The following is a 17,642-nucleotide window of genomic DNA, read 5'->3' as shown; positions in this document are numbered from 1 at the left end:
GCGGTGAGGCGGCTCACACGCCGCCGCTACACGCCGCGGTCGCGCCCGGTCCACTCCTGGAGCCGCGCGAGCGGCCACGTGGTCACGATGCGGTCGGCGGGCACACCGAGACGCTCAGCCCGCTCGGCGCCGTAGTCCAGCAGCGAGAGCTGACCGGGCGCGTGCGCATCCGAATCGATGGAGAACAGGCATCCGATCTCCAGCGCGAGCGACATCAGCTCGTCGGGAGGGTCCTGCCGCTCGGGGCGCGAGTTGATCTCCACCGCCACGCCGTGCGCCTCGCACGCCTCGAACACCGCCCGCGCGTCGAACGTCGACGGCGGGCGCGTGCCGCGCGAGCCCTCGACGAGCCGGCCCGTGACGTGGCCGAGCACGTCGGTGTGAGGATTCGACACGGCGGCGACGAGGCGCCGGGTCATCGGGCCGCGCTCCATCCGCAGCTTCGAGTGGGCTGAGGCCACCACGACATCGAGCGCGCCGAGCAGCTCGGGCTCCTGATCGAGCGCGCCGTCCTCGAGGATGTCGACCTCGATGCCCGACAGCAGCGTGAAGCCGTCGCCGCTCATGCCCGCGACCACCTCGAGCTGTTCGCGCAGGCGCTCGGGCGAGAGCCCGTTCGCCACCCGCAGTCGCGGTGAGTGATCGGTGAGTGCGAGGTACTCGTGGCCGAGCGCCTTGCCGGCCGCCACCATCAGGTCGATCGAGGTCAGGCCGTCCGACCAGTCGCTGTGGGAGTGCAGGTCGCCGCGCAGCAGAGGCCGGAGCGTCGAGGTCCGCTGAACACCGGCGCGCTCGCGAAGATCCTCCAGGTAGCCGGGCACCTCCCCCGCCAGTGCCTGCTGGATCACCGCGAGGGTCGAATCGCCGATGCCCTTGCGGCGACGCAGAGCCGCGGTGTCCCGCAGCTCTGCGTCGCTGAGCCCCACGATCGCGTCGGCGGCCGCGCGGAACGCCTTCGACTTGTAGCGCGACGACCGCTCCCGCTCGAGGAGCGTCGCGATCTCGGTGAGCGCGTCGTGGGGATTCACGTGGAGCGTGGTCGGCGGGTCAGACGACGGTGGAGCGCTTGATCACCACCGGCACGCTGGCCAGGCGGTGCAGCGCCCACCCGAACAGGATCGCCAGCACGCCCATGCCGGCGGCGAACAGCGCGACGCCGTACGCCACGATCGAGGTGAACAGCGACGAGCGCAGGAACGACGCCTGCATCACGGTGGTGCGCACCGGGTCGTCCTGGTCGAGCTCGGCGTAGGTCTTGCCGTCGGAGGCGGCGAGGGCGTGGGTGTTGATGATGTCGGCCTGCACCCAGGCGGTGAAGGGGCCGGTCACCTGCTGCCCCTGGAACGCCGCGGCGTCGTCCGGGATGGTGATGTTCTCCGCGGTGAGCTGGTTGGTCACACCGATCCACGCGATGACGCCCACGACGATCAGCAGGATTCCTCCGATGATCCCGAGGATCCCGACGGCCTTGACCAGGCCCACCTTCTTCTCGGGCGGTTCGATGACGTCGGCGGTGCGGGGCTCTTCCTGGCTCATGCGTCCTCCTCGGATCGGTTTCACGCCACACGCTAGCGGCGCCGCGCACCCGCGCGGAAGAGTGCCGCGCCGTGGAAAACCGCGCCTCGGCCGGCTCAGGAAGCGAGAGCCTGCGTGGTGTCGACCCAGCGGTCCAGCGTCGCCGACGCCGCTCCGCTGTCGATCGCCGCTGCGGCGTCGTCGCGAGCCTCGGCCAGACGCTCCAGGATGGGGCGCTGCACCTGGGTCGCATCGCGGAACAGCCGGTATGCGACGATGCCCGCCGCGGCGTTGAGCAGCACGATGTCGCGCACCGGTCCCTGGTCACCGCCGAGCACGCGGCGCACCACGGCGGCGTTGTGGGCCGGGTCACCGCCCAGCAGGTCGTCGATGTCAGCGAGCGGGATGCCGAGATCACGCGGATCGAGGTCGTGCTCGTGGATGTCGCCGCGGCTGACCTCCCACAGCCGGCTGTGACCGGTCGTGGTGAGCTCGTCGAGCCCGTCGTCGCCGCGGAAGACCAGCGCCGTCGCGCCGCGGGTGCGGAAGACGCCGGTGATGAGGGGCACACGGTCCAGGTGAGCCACGCCCACGGCGTTGGCCTCGGCACGCGCCGGATTGCACAGCGGGCCCAGGAAGTTGAACACCGTCGGAACGCCCAGCTCGCTGCGAGTCGCGCCGGCGTGCTTGAAGCCGGGGTGGAACGCGGCGGCGAAGGCGAACGTGATGCCCGCGCGGGACAGCGTCTCGGCGACGGCCTCTGGCGACAGCGTGAGGTCGACACCCAGCGCCGCCAGCACATCCGAAGATCCCGACGATGAGCTGGCGGCCTTGTTGCCGTGCTTGACGACGGGGATACCGGATGCCGCGGCCACGAGCGCCGACATCGTGGACACGTTCACCGTGCCGAACCGATCGCCTCCGGTGCCCACGATGTCGAGCACGGCGGCGTCCACGGGAAGCGGCAGCGCCGCCTCGAGGATCGCGTCGCGGAAGCCCACGATCTCGTCGACGGTCTCGCCCTTGCCACGCAGCGCGACGAGGAACCCTGCGAGCTGGGACGGCGTGGCGCTCCCCGACATGATCTGCCGCATCGCCCACGTCGACTCCGAGACACTGAGGTCGCGCCGCTCGAGCAGCGTCGTGAGGATTCCCGGCCAGGTGTAGAGCTCCGCCATAACGCAGAAGCCTAGCCCCGCACGTGAATCGGAACCGTTTCGTGACACGGCGTCGCACGCGGGGCGATTCTGCGTCTTCACCACGTGTTCACGGCAGAGTCGCAGGGTCCTCTTAGGTTGTCCTAAGTCGGGATGGGGTCAAACAGATGCCCTCCGATGCGAATGTGGGCGCCCCGGATCGGCCATAATGGGGAGCGTGACGACCTCCACAGCCACCTACTCCCAGGCCATGCGGTCCGTCAAGCGGCCGGATCCGGTCGCTGTCGGCACGATCGTATGGCTCGGCAGCGAGGTGATGTTCTTCGCGGGCCTGTTCGCGATCTACTTCACCCTGCGCAACAGCTCCCCCGAACTGTGGGCGCAAGAGACGCAGCTGCTGAACATCCCCTACGCGACCGTCAACACGATCATCCTCGTGCTGTCGTCGGTCACGTGCCAGATGGGCGTGTTCGCTGCCGAGCGCTTCCAGCCGTACACGGTGAAGTCGAACTCGTTCTGGCAGCGCTGGGGCATGGTGGAGTGGTTCTGGCTCACCTTCGCTCTCGGCGCGATCTTCGTGTCGGGTCAGGTGTGGGAGTACGCGCAGTTGGTCGCCGAGGGCATGCCGATCTCGGCCAACTCGTACGCGTCGGCCTTCTACCTCACCACCGGCTTCCACGCGCTCCACGTCACCGGCGGCCTCATCGCCTTCCTCCTGGTGATCGGCCGTGCGTACGCCGTCAAGAACTTCGGGCGCAAGGAGATGACCTCCTCGATCGTCGTGTCGTACTACTGGCACTTCGTCGACGTGGTCTGGATCGCCCTCTTCCTCGTCATCTACTTCCTCAAGTGAGAGCGGAGCTGAAACCCGACATGGCACGAGAGACCACGCGCCGCTCGAAAGGCCGCCGGAGCCCCTGGGCCGCAGCGGCACTGATCGGCATCGGCCTGCTCATCACGGGCGGTGTCTACGCCGGCGCCTCCGCGGCGATGGCGGCGACCACCACCGAGACCGTCACGAACTCCACCCTCACGGTCGAGGACGGCGAGAAGCTGTTCCAGGCGAACTGCGCGACCTGTCACGGCCTGGACGTCCAGGGCACCAACGACGGCCCGTCGCTCTACGGCGTCGGCGAGCTCGCGGTCCACTTCCAGATGAGCACGGGTCGCATGCCGCTGCAGATGCAGGGCCCCCAGGCGCCGCAGAAGCCGGTGCAGTTCACCGACGAGCAGATCGCAGCGATCGGCGAGTACATCCAGTCGATCGCGCCCGGCCCGACCTTCCCCGACGAGGAAGTGCTCGACGGTGAGGGCAGCGCCGCCGAGGGCGGCGAGCTCTTCCGCATCAACTGCGCGATGTGCCACAACGTCGCCGGCGCCGGCGGTGCGCTGACCGAGGGCAAGTACGCCCCGGCGCTGCACACCACTTCCCCGCTCAACATGTACGCGGCCATGGTGACCGGTCCGCAGAACATGCCGGTGTTCAACGACATGACGCTGACCACCGAAGAGAAGCGCGACGTCATCACGTACCTGCTCTACCTGCAGGACAACGAGTCCGCGGGCGGATTCTCGCTCGGCTCGCTCGGCCCCGTCTCCGAGGGCCTCTTCATCTGGATCTTCGGCATCGGCTCGCTGATCGCCATCACCGTGTGGATCACGGCGAAGTCCAACTGATCTACCCAAAGACACAAGCAACACTGACGAGGAGCAGCATGGCCCACGAGGACGACCCGCTCGAGCACGAGAGGGCTTCATGGAAGCCCTCCACCGGGCTCGCCGTCGCGGTCCCCGACCCGGTGCACAACCCTGGGCTCCCCCCGCACCGCGAGCGGATCACCGACAAGGACCCCGCCGCGATGCGGCGCGCGGTGCGCACGGTCTACACGCTGTTCTACCTGTCGATCGCCGGCAGCATCTGGGCCATCGCCGCCTACATGCTGTTCCCGATCGAGAGCGGCCGGATCATCGACATCCGGAACAACAACATGTTCATCGGCCTGGGCATCGCGTTCGCCCTGCTGGCGATCGGCATCGGCGCGATCCACTGGTCGAAGGCCGTCATGTCCGACAAGGAGTTCGTCGAGCCGCGTCACGCGACGCGCGGACGCGACACCACGCGTCAGGCCGCCATCCAGGCGTTCGCCGACGCCGACGCCGACTCGGGCTTCGGTCGCCGCGTGATGATCCGCAACTCGCTGATCGCCGCGCTCGTGGCCTCGGTGGTTCCCGGCGTGGTGCTGTTCCGCGGCCTCGCGCCCTTCAACTCGGCCGAGAAGCCGCACGCCGGCGACCCGGTCTACCTCCTCGAGCACACCATGTGGAAGGAGGGCATGCGCCTCGCGCACGACCCGTCGGGCGAGCCCATCCGCGCGGCCGACCTCACGCTCGGCTCCGCCGTGCACGTGATCCCCGAGGCGCTGGCCGAGGTCTCGCACAGCGACGGATACCTCGAGGAGAAGGCCAAGGCCATCGTGCTCCTCATCCGCATGCTCCCCGAGCAGATCAACGAGCCCGACGACCGCAAGGACTGGTCGTACAACGGCATCGTCGCGTACTCCAAGGTCTGCACCCACGTCGGCTGCCCGGTCGCTCTCTACGAGCAGCAGACGCACCACCTGCTGTGCCCCTGCCACCAGTCGCAGTTCGATGTGACCGACCAGGCCAAGGTCATCTTCGGGCCGGCTGCCCGCCCGCTGCCGCAGCTGCCCATCACCGTCGACGACGAGGGCTACCTCATTGCGAGGAGCGACTTCAACGAACCCGTCGGCCCGAGCTTCTGGGAGCGTCATTGAGCACCGCAACCGTCCCTCCGCAGCCTGAGGCTCCTGCGTCCCCCGTCTCACCGAACGGGCGCGACAAGCCTCTGGGCGGGCGCTTCATCGGCGCCACCGCCAACTACATCGACGAGCGCACGAGCCTCTCCGGCTTCGTGAAGGAGCTCGGACGCAAGATCTTCCCCGACCACTGGTCGTTCATGCTGGGCGAGATCGCGATGTGGGCGTTCGTCGTCGTGCTCCTGTCGGGCACGTTCCTGACGTTCTTCTTCCAGGCGTCGATGGTCGAGACGCACTACAACGGCGCCTTCCTGCCGATGCGCGGCATCGAGATGTCGGCCGCCATGGCCTCGACGCTCGAGATCTCCTTCGACCTCCGCGGCGGACTGCTGGTCCGTCAGATCCACCACTGGGCGGCCCTGGTGTTCGTCGCCGGCATCGGCGTGCACATGCTGCGCGTCTTCTTCACCGGCGCGTTCCGCAAGCCGCGCGAGCTCAACTGGGTCATCGGCTTCGTCCTCTTCATCCTCGCGATGGCGGAGGGATTCACCGGCTACTCGCTCCCCGACGACGTCCTGTCGGGCAACGGCCTTCGCATCATCGACGGCATCATGAAGGGCATCCCGCTCATCGGAACGTGGACGTCGTTCCTGTTCTTCGGCGGGGAGTTCCCGGGCACCGCGATCGTCGGACGCCTCTACACGCTGCACATCCTGCTGCTGCCCGCGATCCTCGTCGGCCTGCTCGTGGTCCACCTGATGCTCATGGTGATCAACAAGCACACGCAGTTCGCGGGTGCGGGCCGCACCAACAGCGTGGTGGTCGGCTACCCGATGATGCCGGTCTACATGTCGAAGATGGGCGGCTTCCTGTTCATCACGTTCGGCGTGATCGTGCTCATCGCGTCGCTGTTCACGATCAACCCGATCTGGAACTACGGCCCGTACGACCCGTCGCCGGTGTCTGCAGGCACGCAGCCGGACTGGTACATCGGCTTCGCCGACGGCATGCTGCGACTCATCCCGCCGGGCTGGGAGATCGTGTTCCTCGACCGGACGTGGTCGTTCAACATCCTCGTGCCCCTGGTCATCATCGGCATCTTCATTGTGCTGGTCATCATCTACCCCTTCATCGAGGCGTGGGTGACCGGCGACAAGCGCGAGCACCACATCGCGCAGCGTCCGCGCAACGCGGCGACCCGCACCGCGATCGGGGCGGCCGGTGTCACGTTCTACGCGGTGATGTGGGCTGCGGCGTCGTCGGACATCATCGCCACCCACTTCTGGCTGACGATGGAGGGCGTCATCCACGCGCTCCAGGTGCTGCTGATCCTGGGTCCGGTGATCGCCTACTTCGTGACGAAGCGCATCTGCATCGCGCTCCAGAAGAAGGACCGAGAGATCGCGCTGCACGGCTACGAGTCGGGCCGCATCGTCCGCCTCCCGGGCGGCGAGTACATCGAGGTCCACCAGCCTGTCGACGAGTACGAGCGCTACAAGCTCGCCGCTTTCGACTCCTACGAGCCGCTCGTTGTGCGTCCGAACGCCAAGGGTCAGATCCCCTGGCACGAGAACCTCCGCGCATCGATCTCGCGCTGGTTCTTCGAGGACCGCCTCACGCCGGTCTCGCAGGCGGAACTCGACGCGGCACTGGCACACCAGCACCACGATCTCGACCACATCGCGGCCGAGGAGGATGCCGAGATCCAGGCTGCGCACGAGCGCGCCGGCGTGCCGGACGCTCCGCACAAGCCGATCGACGACGGGAAGCACGGCGAGGTGCCCGTACGGCCCTCGAACGTGATCGTCCCCGAGCCGGAGGCCGGAACCAAGGCTCCCAGGAACCGTGAGAAGGAGACCGACCAGTAGGTCGCAGCTCCTCGCCGACGGGTGCCCCGGCACGATCTCTCCGATCGTGCCGGGGCATCCGTCATTTCCACTCCGACATCGCAGCACCGCGCTCCCCCGCCGCTTCGGCAGGAATCCGACGCCTTCTGACCGCGCATCCGGCGTAGGGCTGGAGTCGCCGCGCTTAGCGTGGACGCATGACTGATGCGCTCTCCTACTTCTCCGCCAAGCTCTCCCTCGAGACCGATGCGTCCGACGTCTACGCCGCTCAGAAGGCCGACGACCAGTTCGTCCTCGTCGACGTGCGTGGCGACGAGGCATGGGCACAGGGACGCATTCGGGGCGCCATCCACATGCCGTACCGCGAGATCGCCGAGCGTGCTCCGCGAGAGATCGACCCGTCGACGCCGGTCGTCGTCTACTGCTGGAGCCCGGGGTGCAACGCGGGCGCCAAGGGCGCCCTCGAGTTCGCGAAGCTCGGGTACGCCGTCAGGGAGATGATCGGTGGTTACGAGTACTGGGTGCGCGAGGGACAGCCCACCGAGAACGACGAGGGCGACCTTCCCCGTGTGTTCGACGCGCAGGTGATGGTCGTCCGCGCCCCCGTGGCCGGCTGAGAGGCTTTCCGGCAGGCGTCTGGCGGGGCTGAGCAGGTTCCCGCGCAGCGGGTCGCCTTAGGCCGCGCTGTGCAGCTCCAGGAAGGCTCTCAGGCCGACTCCAGTCCCTCCATGAACCGCTCGGCGGCGGCGCCGTGGAACGTCGTCGCCGCCGGCGCCGACCAGTCCGCGGCCAGGGTGTCGACGACGTCGCACACCACGACGGTGATGTTGTCACGCGAACCTGCCAGCAGCGCGAGCGAGACGCAGGCCTCCGCGGCCGCGGCCGCGTCGCGGTTCTGCACCATCAGCACGCGGATCTCCTCGTCCGGCACGTAATCCGTGAGTCCGTCGCTGCACAGCAGCCACCGGTCGCCGGGGAGCGCGTCGTGGGTCGTGACCGTCGCCGCGTCGCGCTCCGCGCCGCTGAGCGAGGCGGTGATGATGTTCCGACGCGGGTGGGAAGCGGCATCCGCCATCGACACGAGACCCTGGTCGACGAGGGCCTGCACAAGCGAATCGTCTCTGCTCTGCTGGACGAGGTGACCATCCCGCAGCCGGTAGGCGCGCGAGTCGCCCGTGTGCGCGAGGAGCAGACCGCCGTCGCGTGATGCGAACAGCCCGGTGAAGGTGGTGGCCATGCCGCTCAGCGACGGATCCCGCTCCACGTGCGCGCGAAGATCCCAGTTCGCCGAGCGCACGGTGTCGGCCAGCTGCACGGGCTCGAGGCCGTCTAGGCGGCCCGCCGCGAGCCGGTGGATGAATGCTGCAGAGGCGAGATCGCCCGCCGGTCCGCCGCCGACGCCGTCGGCGACCGCGGCGCCCCACGGTGCCGTGAAGGCCGCATCCTGGTTCGTCGCGCGATGCGGCCCGATGTCGGAGCAGGCCACCGCACGCAGACGCGCACGGGGTTCCGTCATCGACGGATCCCCGTGCGCGTCACGCAACAGGCCATTCGGCTGAGAAGAAGCCGTCTCAGCGGGCGAAGTAGCCGCGGTAGTACTCGTACACCCAGCCGACGATCGCGACCACGAAGACGCCGATTCCGATCGGCATGAGCCACGTGCCCACGGCCAGGCCGATCATGCCGAGTGCCGCCGAGAAGGCCAGCACGATCGGCCACCACGACCACGGGCTGAACTCGCCGAGCTCAGGGTCTCCGTCGTCGATGTCCGAGGTGAGGATGTCTTCAGGCAGCTCGCCGCCCTGCGCCCTGTGCACGCGACCGATGTAGAACGCGATCAGCGCACCCATAAGGGCGGTGAACAGCAGCGCCACGCTGCCGACCCACTCGATGGCGTTGTACCACGGCAGGTTGGGGTGGGCGATGATGTTCCACACGGTGTAGGCAGCGGCCACCACCAGGAAGAAGACGGCCAGCAGCCACCAGAGTCCGGTGTTCGTGCGCACTTACTTCACCTCTCCGTCGGCGAGGTCGGCAACCGGGGCTTCGGGTGCGTCCTTCGCCGGGCCGACGCCCACCGGGATGCCCGCCTCGGGGTGGTTCAGGTCGAATGCGGGCCGCTCGCTGCGGATGCGCGGGATCGACGTGAAGTTGTGCCGCGGCGGCGGGCAGGAGGTCGCCCACTCGAGGGAGGCGCCGTAGCCCCACGGGTCGTTGACGGTCACCTTGGGCGCCTTGCGCGAGGTGATCCAGACGTTGAACAGGAACGGGATCATCGAGGCGCCCAGGATGATGGCACCGATCGTCGACACCTGGTTCTGCCAGGTCCAGCCGTCCGCCTCCGAGTAGTCGGCGTAGCGGCGCACCATGCCGTCGACGCCCAGCCAGTGCTGGATGAGGAACGTCATGTGGAAGCCGATGAACAGCATCCAGAAGTGCACGTAGCCGAGGCGCTCGTTGAGCATGCGCCCGGTCCACTTGGGCCACCAGAAGTAGAAGCCGGCGAACATCGCGAACACGACCGTGCCGAAGACCACGTAGTGGAAGTGGGCCACGACGAAGTACGAGTCAGAGAGCGCGAAGTCCAGGGGCGGCGACGCGAGGATGACGCCGGTCAGGCCACCGAACACGAACGACACGAGGAAGCCGAGCGCGAACACCATCGGCGTCTCGAAGGTCACCGAGCCTCGCCACATCGTGCCGATCCAGTTGAAGATCTTCACGCCCGTGGGAACCGCGATGAGCATCGTCATCAGGGCGAAGAACGGCAGCAGGACGGCGCCCGTCACGTACATGTGGTGGGCCCACACCGCCACCGACAGGGCTGCGATCGCGATCGTCGCGTAGACGAGCGTCTTGTACCCGAAGATCGGCTTGCGGCTGAACACCGGGAAGATCTCCGACACGATTCCGAAGAACGGCAGCGCGATGATGTAGACCTCGGGGTGCCCGAAGAACCAGAACAGGTGCTGCCACAGGAGCACGCCGCCGTTGGCGGGGTCGTAGATGTGGGCGCCGAGCACGCGGTCGGCCGCGGCGGCCAGGATCGCGGCGGCCAGCACCGGGAAGGCCATGAGGATCAGGATGCTCGTGACCAGCGTGTTCCACGAGAAGATCGGCATGCGCCACATGGTCATGCCCGGCGCGCGCATCGTGATGATCGTCGTGATGAAGTTCACGGCGCCGAGGATCGTGCCGAAACCGCTCATGCCGAGGCCGAGCATCCAGAGGTTGCCGCCCGCACCCGGAGAGAACGAGGCGTTCGCGAGCGGCTGATACGCGAACCAGCCGAACGACGCCGCACCCTGCGGGGTGAGGAAGCCGGCGACCGCGATGGTCGACCCGAACAGGAACAGCCAGAAGGCGAACGCGTTCAGACGCGGGAAGGCGACGTCGGGTGCTCCGATCTGCAGCGGCAGGATCGCGTTCGCGAAGCCCGCGAACAGCGGGGTCGCGAACATCAGCAGCATGATCGTGCCGTGCATCGTGAAGAGCTGGTTGTACTGCTCCTTCGTCGGGATGATCTGCATCCCGGGCTCGAAGAGTTCAGCACGGATGATCAGCGCCATCACTCCCCCGAGGAGGAAGAAGATGACGGAGGAGATCAGGTACAGGTAGCCGATCGTCTTGTGGTCGGTGGAGGTGATCCACTTGACGATGATGTTGCCCTTCTGCTCGACGCGCGAAGCGCTGAGCAGAGCCGCCTGCCGCGGCGGCAGGGTCGTCGGACGCCCCTGGGACGTCTCCTGGAGAGGGAGCGTCGTCGCCATCAGTGGTCCACCTCTTCCACGTTCTCATTGGCCGAACCGCCCGTGCCGGGAAGGTTCTGCAGTCGATCGTATTCGTCGTTGATGTCACCGGTCTGGCCGGCGTCGCGGAGCGAGGCGAGATAGTCCTCGTACTCGGCTTCGCTCACGACCTCGACGTTGAAGAGCATCATCGAGTGGTACTCACCGCACAGCTCGGCGCACTTGCCGGCGTAGGTGCCCTCTCGCGTCGGCGTGAAGGACCAGAAGTTGTCCTTGCCGATGTACATGTCCTTCTTGTAGAGGAAGTCGATGATCCAGAACGAGTGGATCACGTCGCGCGACTGCAGCTTGATCTGCACCTTCTGGTCGACCGGAAGGACCAGCGTGGGCAACTCGCTGATGATGTCGCCGCGCTCGTCGGTCTGCGCCTGGACGCCCATGGACCAGACAGTGTCGTCGTCGGTCTCGCCGTCGTACTGGAAGTCCCACGACCACTGCTTGCCGATGGCGGTGATCTCGACATCCGCCTCGTCGCCGTACTGGGTCTCGAGGATCGTCTGGTCGCGCGCCGTGAAGGCGAAGAAGCCGATCACGAGGATCAGCGGCACGATCGTGTAGAAGATCTCGATCGGCATGTTGTAGCGCAGCTGCACCGGCAGGCCCATCTGGCCCTTGCGACGCCGGTAGGCGATCGCCGCCCATCCCATGAGACCCCACGTGATGACACCGACCACGAGCAGCACGATCCACGAGTTGACCCACAGGCCGGCGACCATGTCGGTGTGGTTGGTGGCCGGCTGGCCGTCTTCGGTGAACCCGGGGAGGAAGCCGTGCAGCTCGGTCGGGGTGCATCCGGCGAGGACTGCTGCCGTTGCGATCCCGATGGGGAGAACGGCCCAGCGGATACGGCGTTTCGAAGGCACGGTGCACCTTTCCGATCACGAATCAGGACTCTCGCCAGTCTAGGGCAAGCGCCCAGGGGATTCAGGCCATCCCCCCAGGTTGGATCGTGTCGCGCAGACGGAAAACGGCGGGCCCGGGCGCCATTCGAAGCGCACCGGACCCGCCGGAAAAGTGGCCCGATCGTTAGCGGATCGGGCGGCGACGCGTTGTCAGTGGAAGCTGTCGCCGCACGCGCACGAACCCGCCGCGTTGGGGTTGTCGATCGTGAAGCCCTGCTCGGAGATCGTGTCCTTGAAGTCGATCGTGGCGCCGTCGAGGTACGGGACGCTCATGTCGTCGACGATCACCTCGACGCCGTCGAAGTCGACGGTCTTGTCGCCGTCGAGGTATCGCTCGTCGAAGTAGAGCTGGTAGATCAGGCCGCTGCAGCCACCGGGCTGCACGGCGACGCGCAGCCGCAGGTCGTCGCGGCCCTCCTGCTCCAGCAGGTTCTTGACCTTGCCGGCGGCGGCGTCGGTCAGCAGCACACCGTGGTCGCGCGCGGTCGGCTCGGTCGTCAGTGCGGTGTCGGTCATGGCACTCCTCCGGACGGGCCGCCCGGTTGCATCGACCGATCGGTCGATCGTCCACTGCCGGCGGCGGGATGCCTCGATTCTACGCGCGCCCGCCGGGAGGAGGCTCCGAGCCCGGCGTGTCCTCGCCGGGCTCGTGCCTGCCTAGGCCTGCCCGGCGCGCCGGTCCAGCTTCTCGAGGAGCAGCGCCTCGGCCGCGACCGCGTTGCGGAACGTCTCCAGATGCAGCGACTCGTTGGGGCTGTGGGCCTTCGCGTGCGGGTCCTCGACGCCGGTCACGAGGATCTGGGCGCCCGGGAACTCGCGCACGAGGTCGGCGATGAAGGGGATGGACCCTCCGACGCCGATGTCGACGGACTCGACGCCGTATCCCTCATGCAGGGCCTCGCGAGCGGCCGCCACCGCCCAGCCGGACGTGTCGACGAGGAACCCGTCGCCGAAGTCGTGGTCGCTGAACTCGAGCTGCGCGCCGAACGGCGCGAGGGCGCGCAGGTGCGCCTCGATCGCCGCGTAGGCGTCCCGGGCGGTCTGGCCGGGCGCGATGCGCGTGCTGATCACCACCGCGATCTCGGGGCTCAGCGTGTTCGACGCGTTGACGACGCTCGGCGCATCGATGCCCGTCACGGTGATCGACGGCTTGTTCCAGATGCGGCTCAGGATCGTGCCGCGGCCGATCGGCGAGACGCCCTCGGGGAGCCCGGCTTCGTCGCGCAGCGTCTCTTCGCTGTACGGCGGCGTGTCGGCTTCCCGCTCCATCAGGCCCTCCACCGCCACGACGCCGTCCTCGTCCCACAGCGTGGCCAGCAGCTTGATGGTCGCCATCATGGCGTCGGGCACCGCTCCGCCGAACATGCCCGAGTGCGAGGCGTGCTCGAGGGTGCGCACGCGCATCGTGAATCGCGTGTTGCCGCGGAGGGACACCGTCAGCGCCGGGGTCTTGTCGTCCCAGTTGCCGGAGTCGGCGACGACGATCACATCGGAGCGCAGAGCGTCGGCGTTGTCGGACAGGAACCGCGCGAACGAGCGCGAGCCCGCCTCCTCCTCGCCCTCGAAGAAGAGGACGACGCCGAGGTCGAAGTCCTCGCCGACTCCTTCCTTGAGTGCGCGCAGCGCGGCCAGGTGCGCCATGACGCCGGCCTTGTCGTCCGCGGCGCCGCGGCCGTACAGGCGCCCGCCGCGAACGGTCGGCTCGAACGGCGACGACTCCCACAGCGACTCGTCGCCGACCGGCTGCACATCGTGATGGGCGTACAGCAGGATCGTGGGGCGCCCGTTGCGCGCGGCTCGGGTGGCGAGCACGGCGGGCTTGCCCTGCTCCCCCGTCTCGGGCACGACCGCCGTCAGGATCTCGACGTTCTCGAACAGGCCGGTCTCCCGCACCAGCTCCGCCACCGCCTCCGCGCTGCGCTGCACGTGCGCGACGTCGAATCCGGGGAAGGCGACCGAGGGGATGCGCACGAGATTGCCGAGATCGGCGAGGGCGGACGGGATGCCGGTGGCCGCGGCATCGCGCACGGCATCCTGGCGAGTGAGCTCTGAGGTCATGCGGGTAATCTTAAGTGCACCCCTTCTCTGCACATCGAGGATCACCCGTGGCCAAGAACTCCGAATCCGTGCCGAACGACGTTCCCTCCGAGGGCACCGTCCTGAACGGCGCACCCGTCGGCAAGGGGCGTGCCACCCCGTCGCGCGCCGAGCAGGAGGCCGCGCGCAAGCGCCCGCTCGTCGCCGACACCAAGGAGGCGAAGGCCCGTGCCAAGGCGGACCTGGCTGCGCAGCGCGAGAAGGCACGCGTCGGCATGGCCAACGGCGACCCGCGCTATCTGCCGGCCCGCGACCAGGGGGCGCAGCGCAAGTTCGTGCGCGACTGGGTGGACGCCGGCTGGCACCTCGGCGAGGCCGTCATGCCCGCGATGGTGCTCGTGATCCTCGCGACGTTCCTGCCGATCGCCGCACTGCAGTACTACGCGTTCGTGGGTCTGTGGATCTTCATCTTCTTCGTCATCGGCGACATGGTGCTGACGTCGATCACCGTCAAGCGCGCCGTGAAGCGGAAGTTCGGCGCCGACAAGATGGAGAAGGGCCTCGGCTGGTACGCGGCCATGCGCACCGTGCAGATGCGTTTCCTCCGTCTGCCCAAGCCGCAGGTCAAGCGCGGCCAGAAGCCGGCCTGAGCCGCCCGACAGAGGCCGGGCGTGGGCAGGGCGCTGCTCAGCTCGGCTTGGCCAGACCCCGGTTGATCTGGCGCGCCCAGAGCGGCCCGCGGTACAGGAAGGCCGTGTAGCCCTGCACGAGGGTGGCTCCGGCATCCAACCGCTCCTGCACGTGGGCGGCGGTCTCCACGCCACCGACGGAGATCACGCAGAAGTCGGCAGGCACCGTCTGGCGAAGGATCCGAAGCACCTCCAGCGCGCGCTGCCGCAGCGGCGCGCCGGAGAGGCCGCCCTCCCCCGCGGCGGCGACGGTCGCGGCATCCGTCTGGAGTCCCTCGCGCGAGATCGTCGTGTTCGTCCCGATGATGCCGGCCAGGCCCGCATCGACGGCCAGGCGTGCGACCGCGACGACCTCGTCGTCCGGCAGGTCGGGGGCGATCTTCACCAGCAGGGGGGTGGAGCCGGCAGCATCGCGCACCGCTTCCAGAAGCGGGCGCAGCGTCTCGACCGCCTGAAGCCCGCGCAGACCCGGAGTGTTGGGCGACGAGACGTTCACGACGAGGTAGTCGGCGAGCGGGGCGAGAAGGGTGGCACTGCGCACGTAGTCGGTGGTCGCGTCGGCGACGTCGACCACGCGGCTCTTGCCGATGTTCACGCCCAGCACGGCCCGGCGCGAGCGCTTGCGCAACGAGCGCAGGCGCGCGGCGGCGGCCTCGGCACCGTGGTTGTTGAAGCCCATGCGGTTGACGACGGCGCGGTCGGGGATGAGGCGGAACAGCCGCGGACGCGGGTTGCCGTCCTGCGGGATCGCCGTCACCGTCCCGACCTCGACGTGGCCGAACCCCAGAGCGTACAGGCCCGAGGCGCCCTTCACATCCTTGTCGAAGCCGGCAGCGACGCCGAAGGGAGAGGCGAACGTCAGGCCCAGGGCCGTGGTCGCGAGCTCGGGGGCCGGCCGCGTGACGGCGCGAGCCGCCCACGAGAAGGGCGGGACTCCCAGCACCCGGATCACGGCCATCGCGGCGTGGTGGGCGGACTCGGGATCCATGCGCGACAGCACGGTGCGGAAGAGGAGGGGATACATCCCTCTTAGGCTATCCGGTCACTCGGTCGCGGCCGCGGCGCCCGCGTCGCGCGAAGGCGCGCGGCCGTGGTCGACGCGCAGCTGCTCGATCGCCGCTTCGAAGTCCTCGAGCGAGTCGAACGCCTGGTAGACGCTGGCGAAGCGGAGGTACGCGACCTCGTCGAGTTCACGCAGCGGGCCGAGGATCGCCAGTCCGATCTCATTCGCGTCGAGTTGCGAAGCGCCAGTCTGGCGCACGCTCTCCTCCACCGTCTGAGCCAGCACCGCGAGGTCGGCGTCGGTCACCGGCCGCCCCTGGCAGGCTTTGCGCACGCCCGACATCACCTTCTCGCGACTGAACGGCTCGATGACCCCGGAGCGCTTGATGACGTTGAGGCTGGCGGTCTCGATCGTCGTGAAGCGGCCGCCGCACTGCGGACACTGACGACGGCGACGGATGCTGAGACCGTCGTCGCTCGTGCGCGAATCGATGACGCGCGAATCGGCGTGACGGCAGAACGGGCAGTGCATGGCAGAGACAGCCTACGCCGGGTTCTCCGCGCCCGGCTCGTGCGCAGGGCGACCGGTGAACCGCACCGTGATGGCCTCGCCGTGGGCAGGCAGCGCCTCGGCCTCGGCGAGCGTGACGATCGCGTCGCGGACGACGGCGAGGGCCGCGCGGTCGTATTCGATGACCTGCTGCGGCCGGAGGAACGTGGCGGCCGAGAGGCCGGACGAGTAGCGCGCCTGACCGCCCGTCGGCAGCACGTGGTTGCTGCCCGCGAGGTAGTCGCCGAGGCTCACCGGGGAGTCGGGGCCCACGAAGACGGCACCCGCGTGGACGAAGTCGGCGGGGCGCGGATCGGCGAGGTGCAGCTCGAGGTGCTCCGGGGCGTAGGCGTTGCTGAACGCTGTGGCGGCGGCCAGGTCGTCGACGAGCACCACGGCCGACTGCGGGCCGGCCAGCGCCGCGGCGACGCGATCGGCGTGCCGGGTCGCCGCGGCTCGTGGGCCGATGTCCGCGAGGACGTCGTCCGCGAGGCGCTCCGACGTCGTCACGAGCACCGCGGAGGCCTGCTCGTCGTGCTCGGCCTGACTGATGAGGTCGGCTGCGACCAGGCGGGCATCGGCGGTCTCGTCGGCGACCACGAGGATCTCGGTGGCGCCGGCCTCGGCATCCGTCCCGACGATTCCCGCCACCGCACGCTTGGCGGCCGCGACGAAGTTGTTGCCCGGCCCGGTCACGACGTCGACGGGTTCGAGCCCGAGCGCGGGAACACCGTGCGCGAGGGCGCCGATGGCTCCGGCCCCTCCCATCGCATACACCTCCGTGACGCCGAGGAGCTTCGCCGCCCCGAGGATCACCGGGTGCACCCGTCCGCCGAACTCGCTCTGCGGCGGTGATGCGAGCGCGATCTCGGAGACTCCGGCGACCTGAGCCGGCACGACGTTCATGACGACGCTCGAGGGATAGACCGCCTTGCCGCCGGGCACATAGAGCCCGACGCGGCGCACCGGCTGCCACCGCTGCGTGACGCGGGCACCCGGTCCGAGTTCGGTCACGGTCGGCGCCGGCACCTGAGCCGCGGACGCCTCGCGCACACGCTGGATCGCCTCTTCGAGTGCCGCGCGCACATCCGGATCGAGCTCCGCGAGCGCTTCGTCGAGGTGCGCCGCGGGGACGCGGATGTCGTGCTCCGTCACGCGGTCGAATCGCTCGGCCTGCTCGCGCAGGGCGGCCTCGCCGCGCGCGGCGACGTCGTCGACGATGTGGGCGGCCGTCGTGAGTGCCTCTTCGCGTGCCGCTGCGGCACGGGGAACGGTCGCGAGGAGTTCGGCGGGAGAGAGCGTGCGCCCGCGCAGGTCGATCGTCCGGAGCATCCGTCTACGGTACCGCGCGGGCGCG

General features: G+C 68.8%; 18 protein-coding genes. 6 read left to right on the top strand and 12 right to left on the bottom strand.

Going from position 1 to position 17,642, the window contains the following annotated elements:
* Nucleotides 1-26: 26 nt before the first annotated feature.
* The 3 genes from IM767_RS07940 to trpD all read right to left on the bottom strand — a co-directional run bounded on the left by IM767_RS07940 (nucleotide 27) and on the right by trpD (nucleotide 2,693).
* On the bottom strand, nucleotides 27-1,028 hold the full coding sequence (locus IM767_RS07940; protein WP_109209293.1) for a PHP domain-containing protein: 1,002 nt from the start codon (nucleotides 1,026-1,028) through the stop codon (nucleotides 27-29).
* 19 nt (nucleotides 1,029-1,047) lie between these two features.
* Nucleotides 1,048-1,536: an aromatic ring-opening dioxygenase LigA gene (locus IM767_RS07935; protein ID WP_109209292.1), complete on the bottom strand. Its 489-nt coding sequence runs from the start codon at nucleotides 1,534-1,536 to the stop codon at nucleotides 1,048-1,050.
* Nucleotides 1,537-1,631: 95 nt separating this feature from the next.
* Nucleotides 1,632-2,693: an anthranilate phosphoribosyltransferase gene (gene trpD, locus IM767_RS07930; protein ID WP_109209291.1), complete on the bottom strand. Its 1,062-nt coding sequence runs from the start codon at nucleotides 2,691-2,693 to the stop codon at nucleotides 1,632-1,634.
* Nucleotides 2,694-2,880: 187 nt separating this feature from the next.
* On the opposite strand from trpD, the gene ctaE reads away from it, so the two are divergent.
* From ctaE to IM767_RS07905, 5 genes are all read left to right on the top strand, one after another.
* A complete protein-coding gene (gene ctaE / locus IM767_RS07925; RefSeq protein WP_109209290.1) occupies nucleotides 2,881-3,525 on the top strand; it encodes an aa3-type cytochrome oxidase subunit III in 645 nt (214 codons plus the stop codon).
* A 20-nt stretch (nucleotides 3,526-3,545) separates the two neighbouring features.
* Nucleotides 3,546-4,349 (top strand): cytochrome bc1 complex diheme cytochrome c subunit, encoded by an 804-nt coding sequence (qcrC, locus tag IM767_RS07920; RefSeq protein ID WP_109209289.1) that lies wholly within the window; start codon nucleotides 3,546-3,548, stop codon nucleotides 4,347-4,349.
* Between the two features lie 38 nt (nucleotides 4,350-4,387).
* Nucleotides 4,388-5,467: a cytochrome bc1 complex Rieske iron-sulfur subunit gene (qcrA, locus tag IM767_RS07915; RefSeq protein ID WP_109209288.1), complete on the top strand. Its 1,080-nt coding sequence runs from the start codon at nucleotides 4,388-4,390 to the stop codon at nucleotides 5,465-5,467.
* On the top strand, nucleotides 5,464-7,317 hold the full coding sequence (gene qcrB / locus IM767_RS07910) for a cytochrome bc1 complex cytochrome b subunit (RefSeq protein WP_378767707.1): 1,854 nt from the start codon (nucleotides 5,464-5,466) through the stop codon (nucleotides 7,315-7,317). The genes qcrA and qcrB overlap by 4 nt, the downstream gene beginning before the upstream one ends.
* A gap of 176 nt (nucleotides 7,318-7,493) precedes the next feature.
* A complete protein-coding gene (locus IM767_RS07905; protein ID WP_109209287.1) occupies nucleotides 7,494-7,913 on the top strand; it encodes a rhodanese-like domain-containing protein in 420 nt (139 codons plus the stop codon).
* An 89-nt stretch (nucleotides 7,914-8,002) separates the two neighbouring features.
* Here IM767_RS07905 and IM767_RS07900 read toward each other — a convergent pair whose 3' ends face one another.
* From IM767_RS07900 to IM767_RS07875, 6 genes are all read right to left on the bottom strand, one after another.
* Nucleotides 8,003-8,812 (bottom strand): PP2C family protein-serine/threonine phosphatase, encoded by an 810-nt coding sequence (locus IM767_RS07900; protein WP_109209286.1) that lies wholly within the window; start codon nucleotides 8,810-8,812, stop codon nucleotides 8,003-8,005.
* A gap of 55 nt (nucleotides 8,813-8,867) precedes the next feature.
* Nucleotides 8,868-9,302, bottom strand: a complete 435-nt coding sequence (locus tag IM767_RS07895; RefSeq protein WP_109209285.1) for a cytochrome c oxidase subunit 4 — start codon at nucleotides 9,300-9,302, stop codon at nucleotides 8,868-8,870.
* Nucleotides 9,303-11,066, bottom strand: coding sequence for an aa3-type cytochrome oxidase subunit I (gene ctaD, locus IM767_RS07890; RefSeq protein ID WP_109209284.1), 1,764 nt, complete (start codon nucleotides 11,064-11,066; stop codon nucleotides 9,303-9,305).
* Nucleotides 11,066-11,968: an aa3-type cytochrome oxidase subunit II gene (gene ctaC, locus IM767_RS07885; RefSeq protein WP_109209283.1), complete on the bottom strand. Its 903-nt coding sequence runs from the start codon at nucleotides 11,966-11,968 to the stop codon at nucleotides 11,066-11,068. The genes ctaD and ctaC overlap by 1 nt, the downstream gene beginning before the upstream one ends.
* 189 nt (nucleotides 11,969-12,157) lie before the next feature.
* Entirely contained in the window at nucleotides 12,158-12,523 is a 366-nt protein-coding gene (gene erpA, locus IM767_RS07880) for an iron-sulfur cluster insertion protein ErpA (RefSeq protein WP_109209282.1), read from the bottom strand.
* A 141-nt stretch (nucleotides 12,524-12,664) separates the two neighbouring features.
* Nucleotides 12,665-14,065 carry a dipeptidase gene (locus tag IM767_RS07875; protein WP_109209281.1) on the bottom strand — a complete coding sequence of 467 codons (1,401 nt, stop codon included), beginning with the start codon at nucleotides 14,063-14,065 and terminating at the stop codon, nucleotides 12,665-12,667.
* 47 nt (nucleotides 14,066-14,112) lie between these two features.
* Between IM767_RS07875 and IM767_RS07870 the strand changes: the two genes are divergently transcribed.
* Complete coding sequence (locus IM767_RS07870) at nucleotides 14,113-14,694, top strand: DUF3043 domain-containing protein (protein WP_239453198.1); 582 nt, start codon at nucleotides 14,113-14,115, stop codon at nucleotides 14,692-14,694.
* Nucleotides 14,695-14,731: 37 nt separating this feature from the next.
* On the opposite strand, the gene IM767_RS07865 is transcribed toward IM767_RS07870, so the two are convergent.
* The 3 genes from IM767_RS07865 to hisD are packed head-to-tail and all read right to left on the bottom strand — an operon-like array spanning nucleotide 14,732 to nucleotide 17,617.
* On the bottom strand, nucleotides 14,732-15,757 hold the full coding sequence (locus tag IM767_RS07865) for a quinone-dependent dihydroorotate dehydrogenase (protein WP_109209280.1): 1,026 nt from the start codon (nucleotides 15,755-15,757) through the stop codon (nucleotides 14,732-14,734).
* 18 nt (nucleotides 15,758-15,775) lie between these two features.
* On the bottom strand, nucleotides 15,776-16,267 hold the full coding sequence (nrdR, locus tag IM767_RS07860) for a transcriptional regulator NrdR (protein WP_109209279.1): 492 nt from the start codon (nucleotides 16,265-16,267) through the stop codon (nucleotides 15,776-15,778).
* Nucleotides 16,268-16,279: 12 nt separating this feature from the next.
* Nucleotides 16,280-17,617 (bottom strand): histidinol dehydrogenase, encoded by a 1,338-nt coding sequence (hisD, locus tag IM767_RS07855; protein ID WP_109209278.1) that lies wholly within the window; start codon nucleotides 17,615-17,617, stop codon nucleotides 16,280-16,282.
* Between the last annotated feature and the right edge of the window lie 25 nt (nucleotides 17,618-17,642).

Origin of the sequence: Microbacterium ureisolvens, from assembly GCF_015278315.1 — a bacterium.
In the GTDB taxonomy this organism is placed as follows: domain Bacteria; phylum Actinomycetota; class Actinomycetes; order Actinomycetales; family Microbacteriaceae; genus Microbacterium; species Microbacterium ureisolvens.
This window is presented reverse-complemented; position numbering and strand designations above follow the sequence as displayed.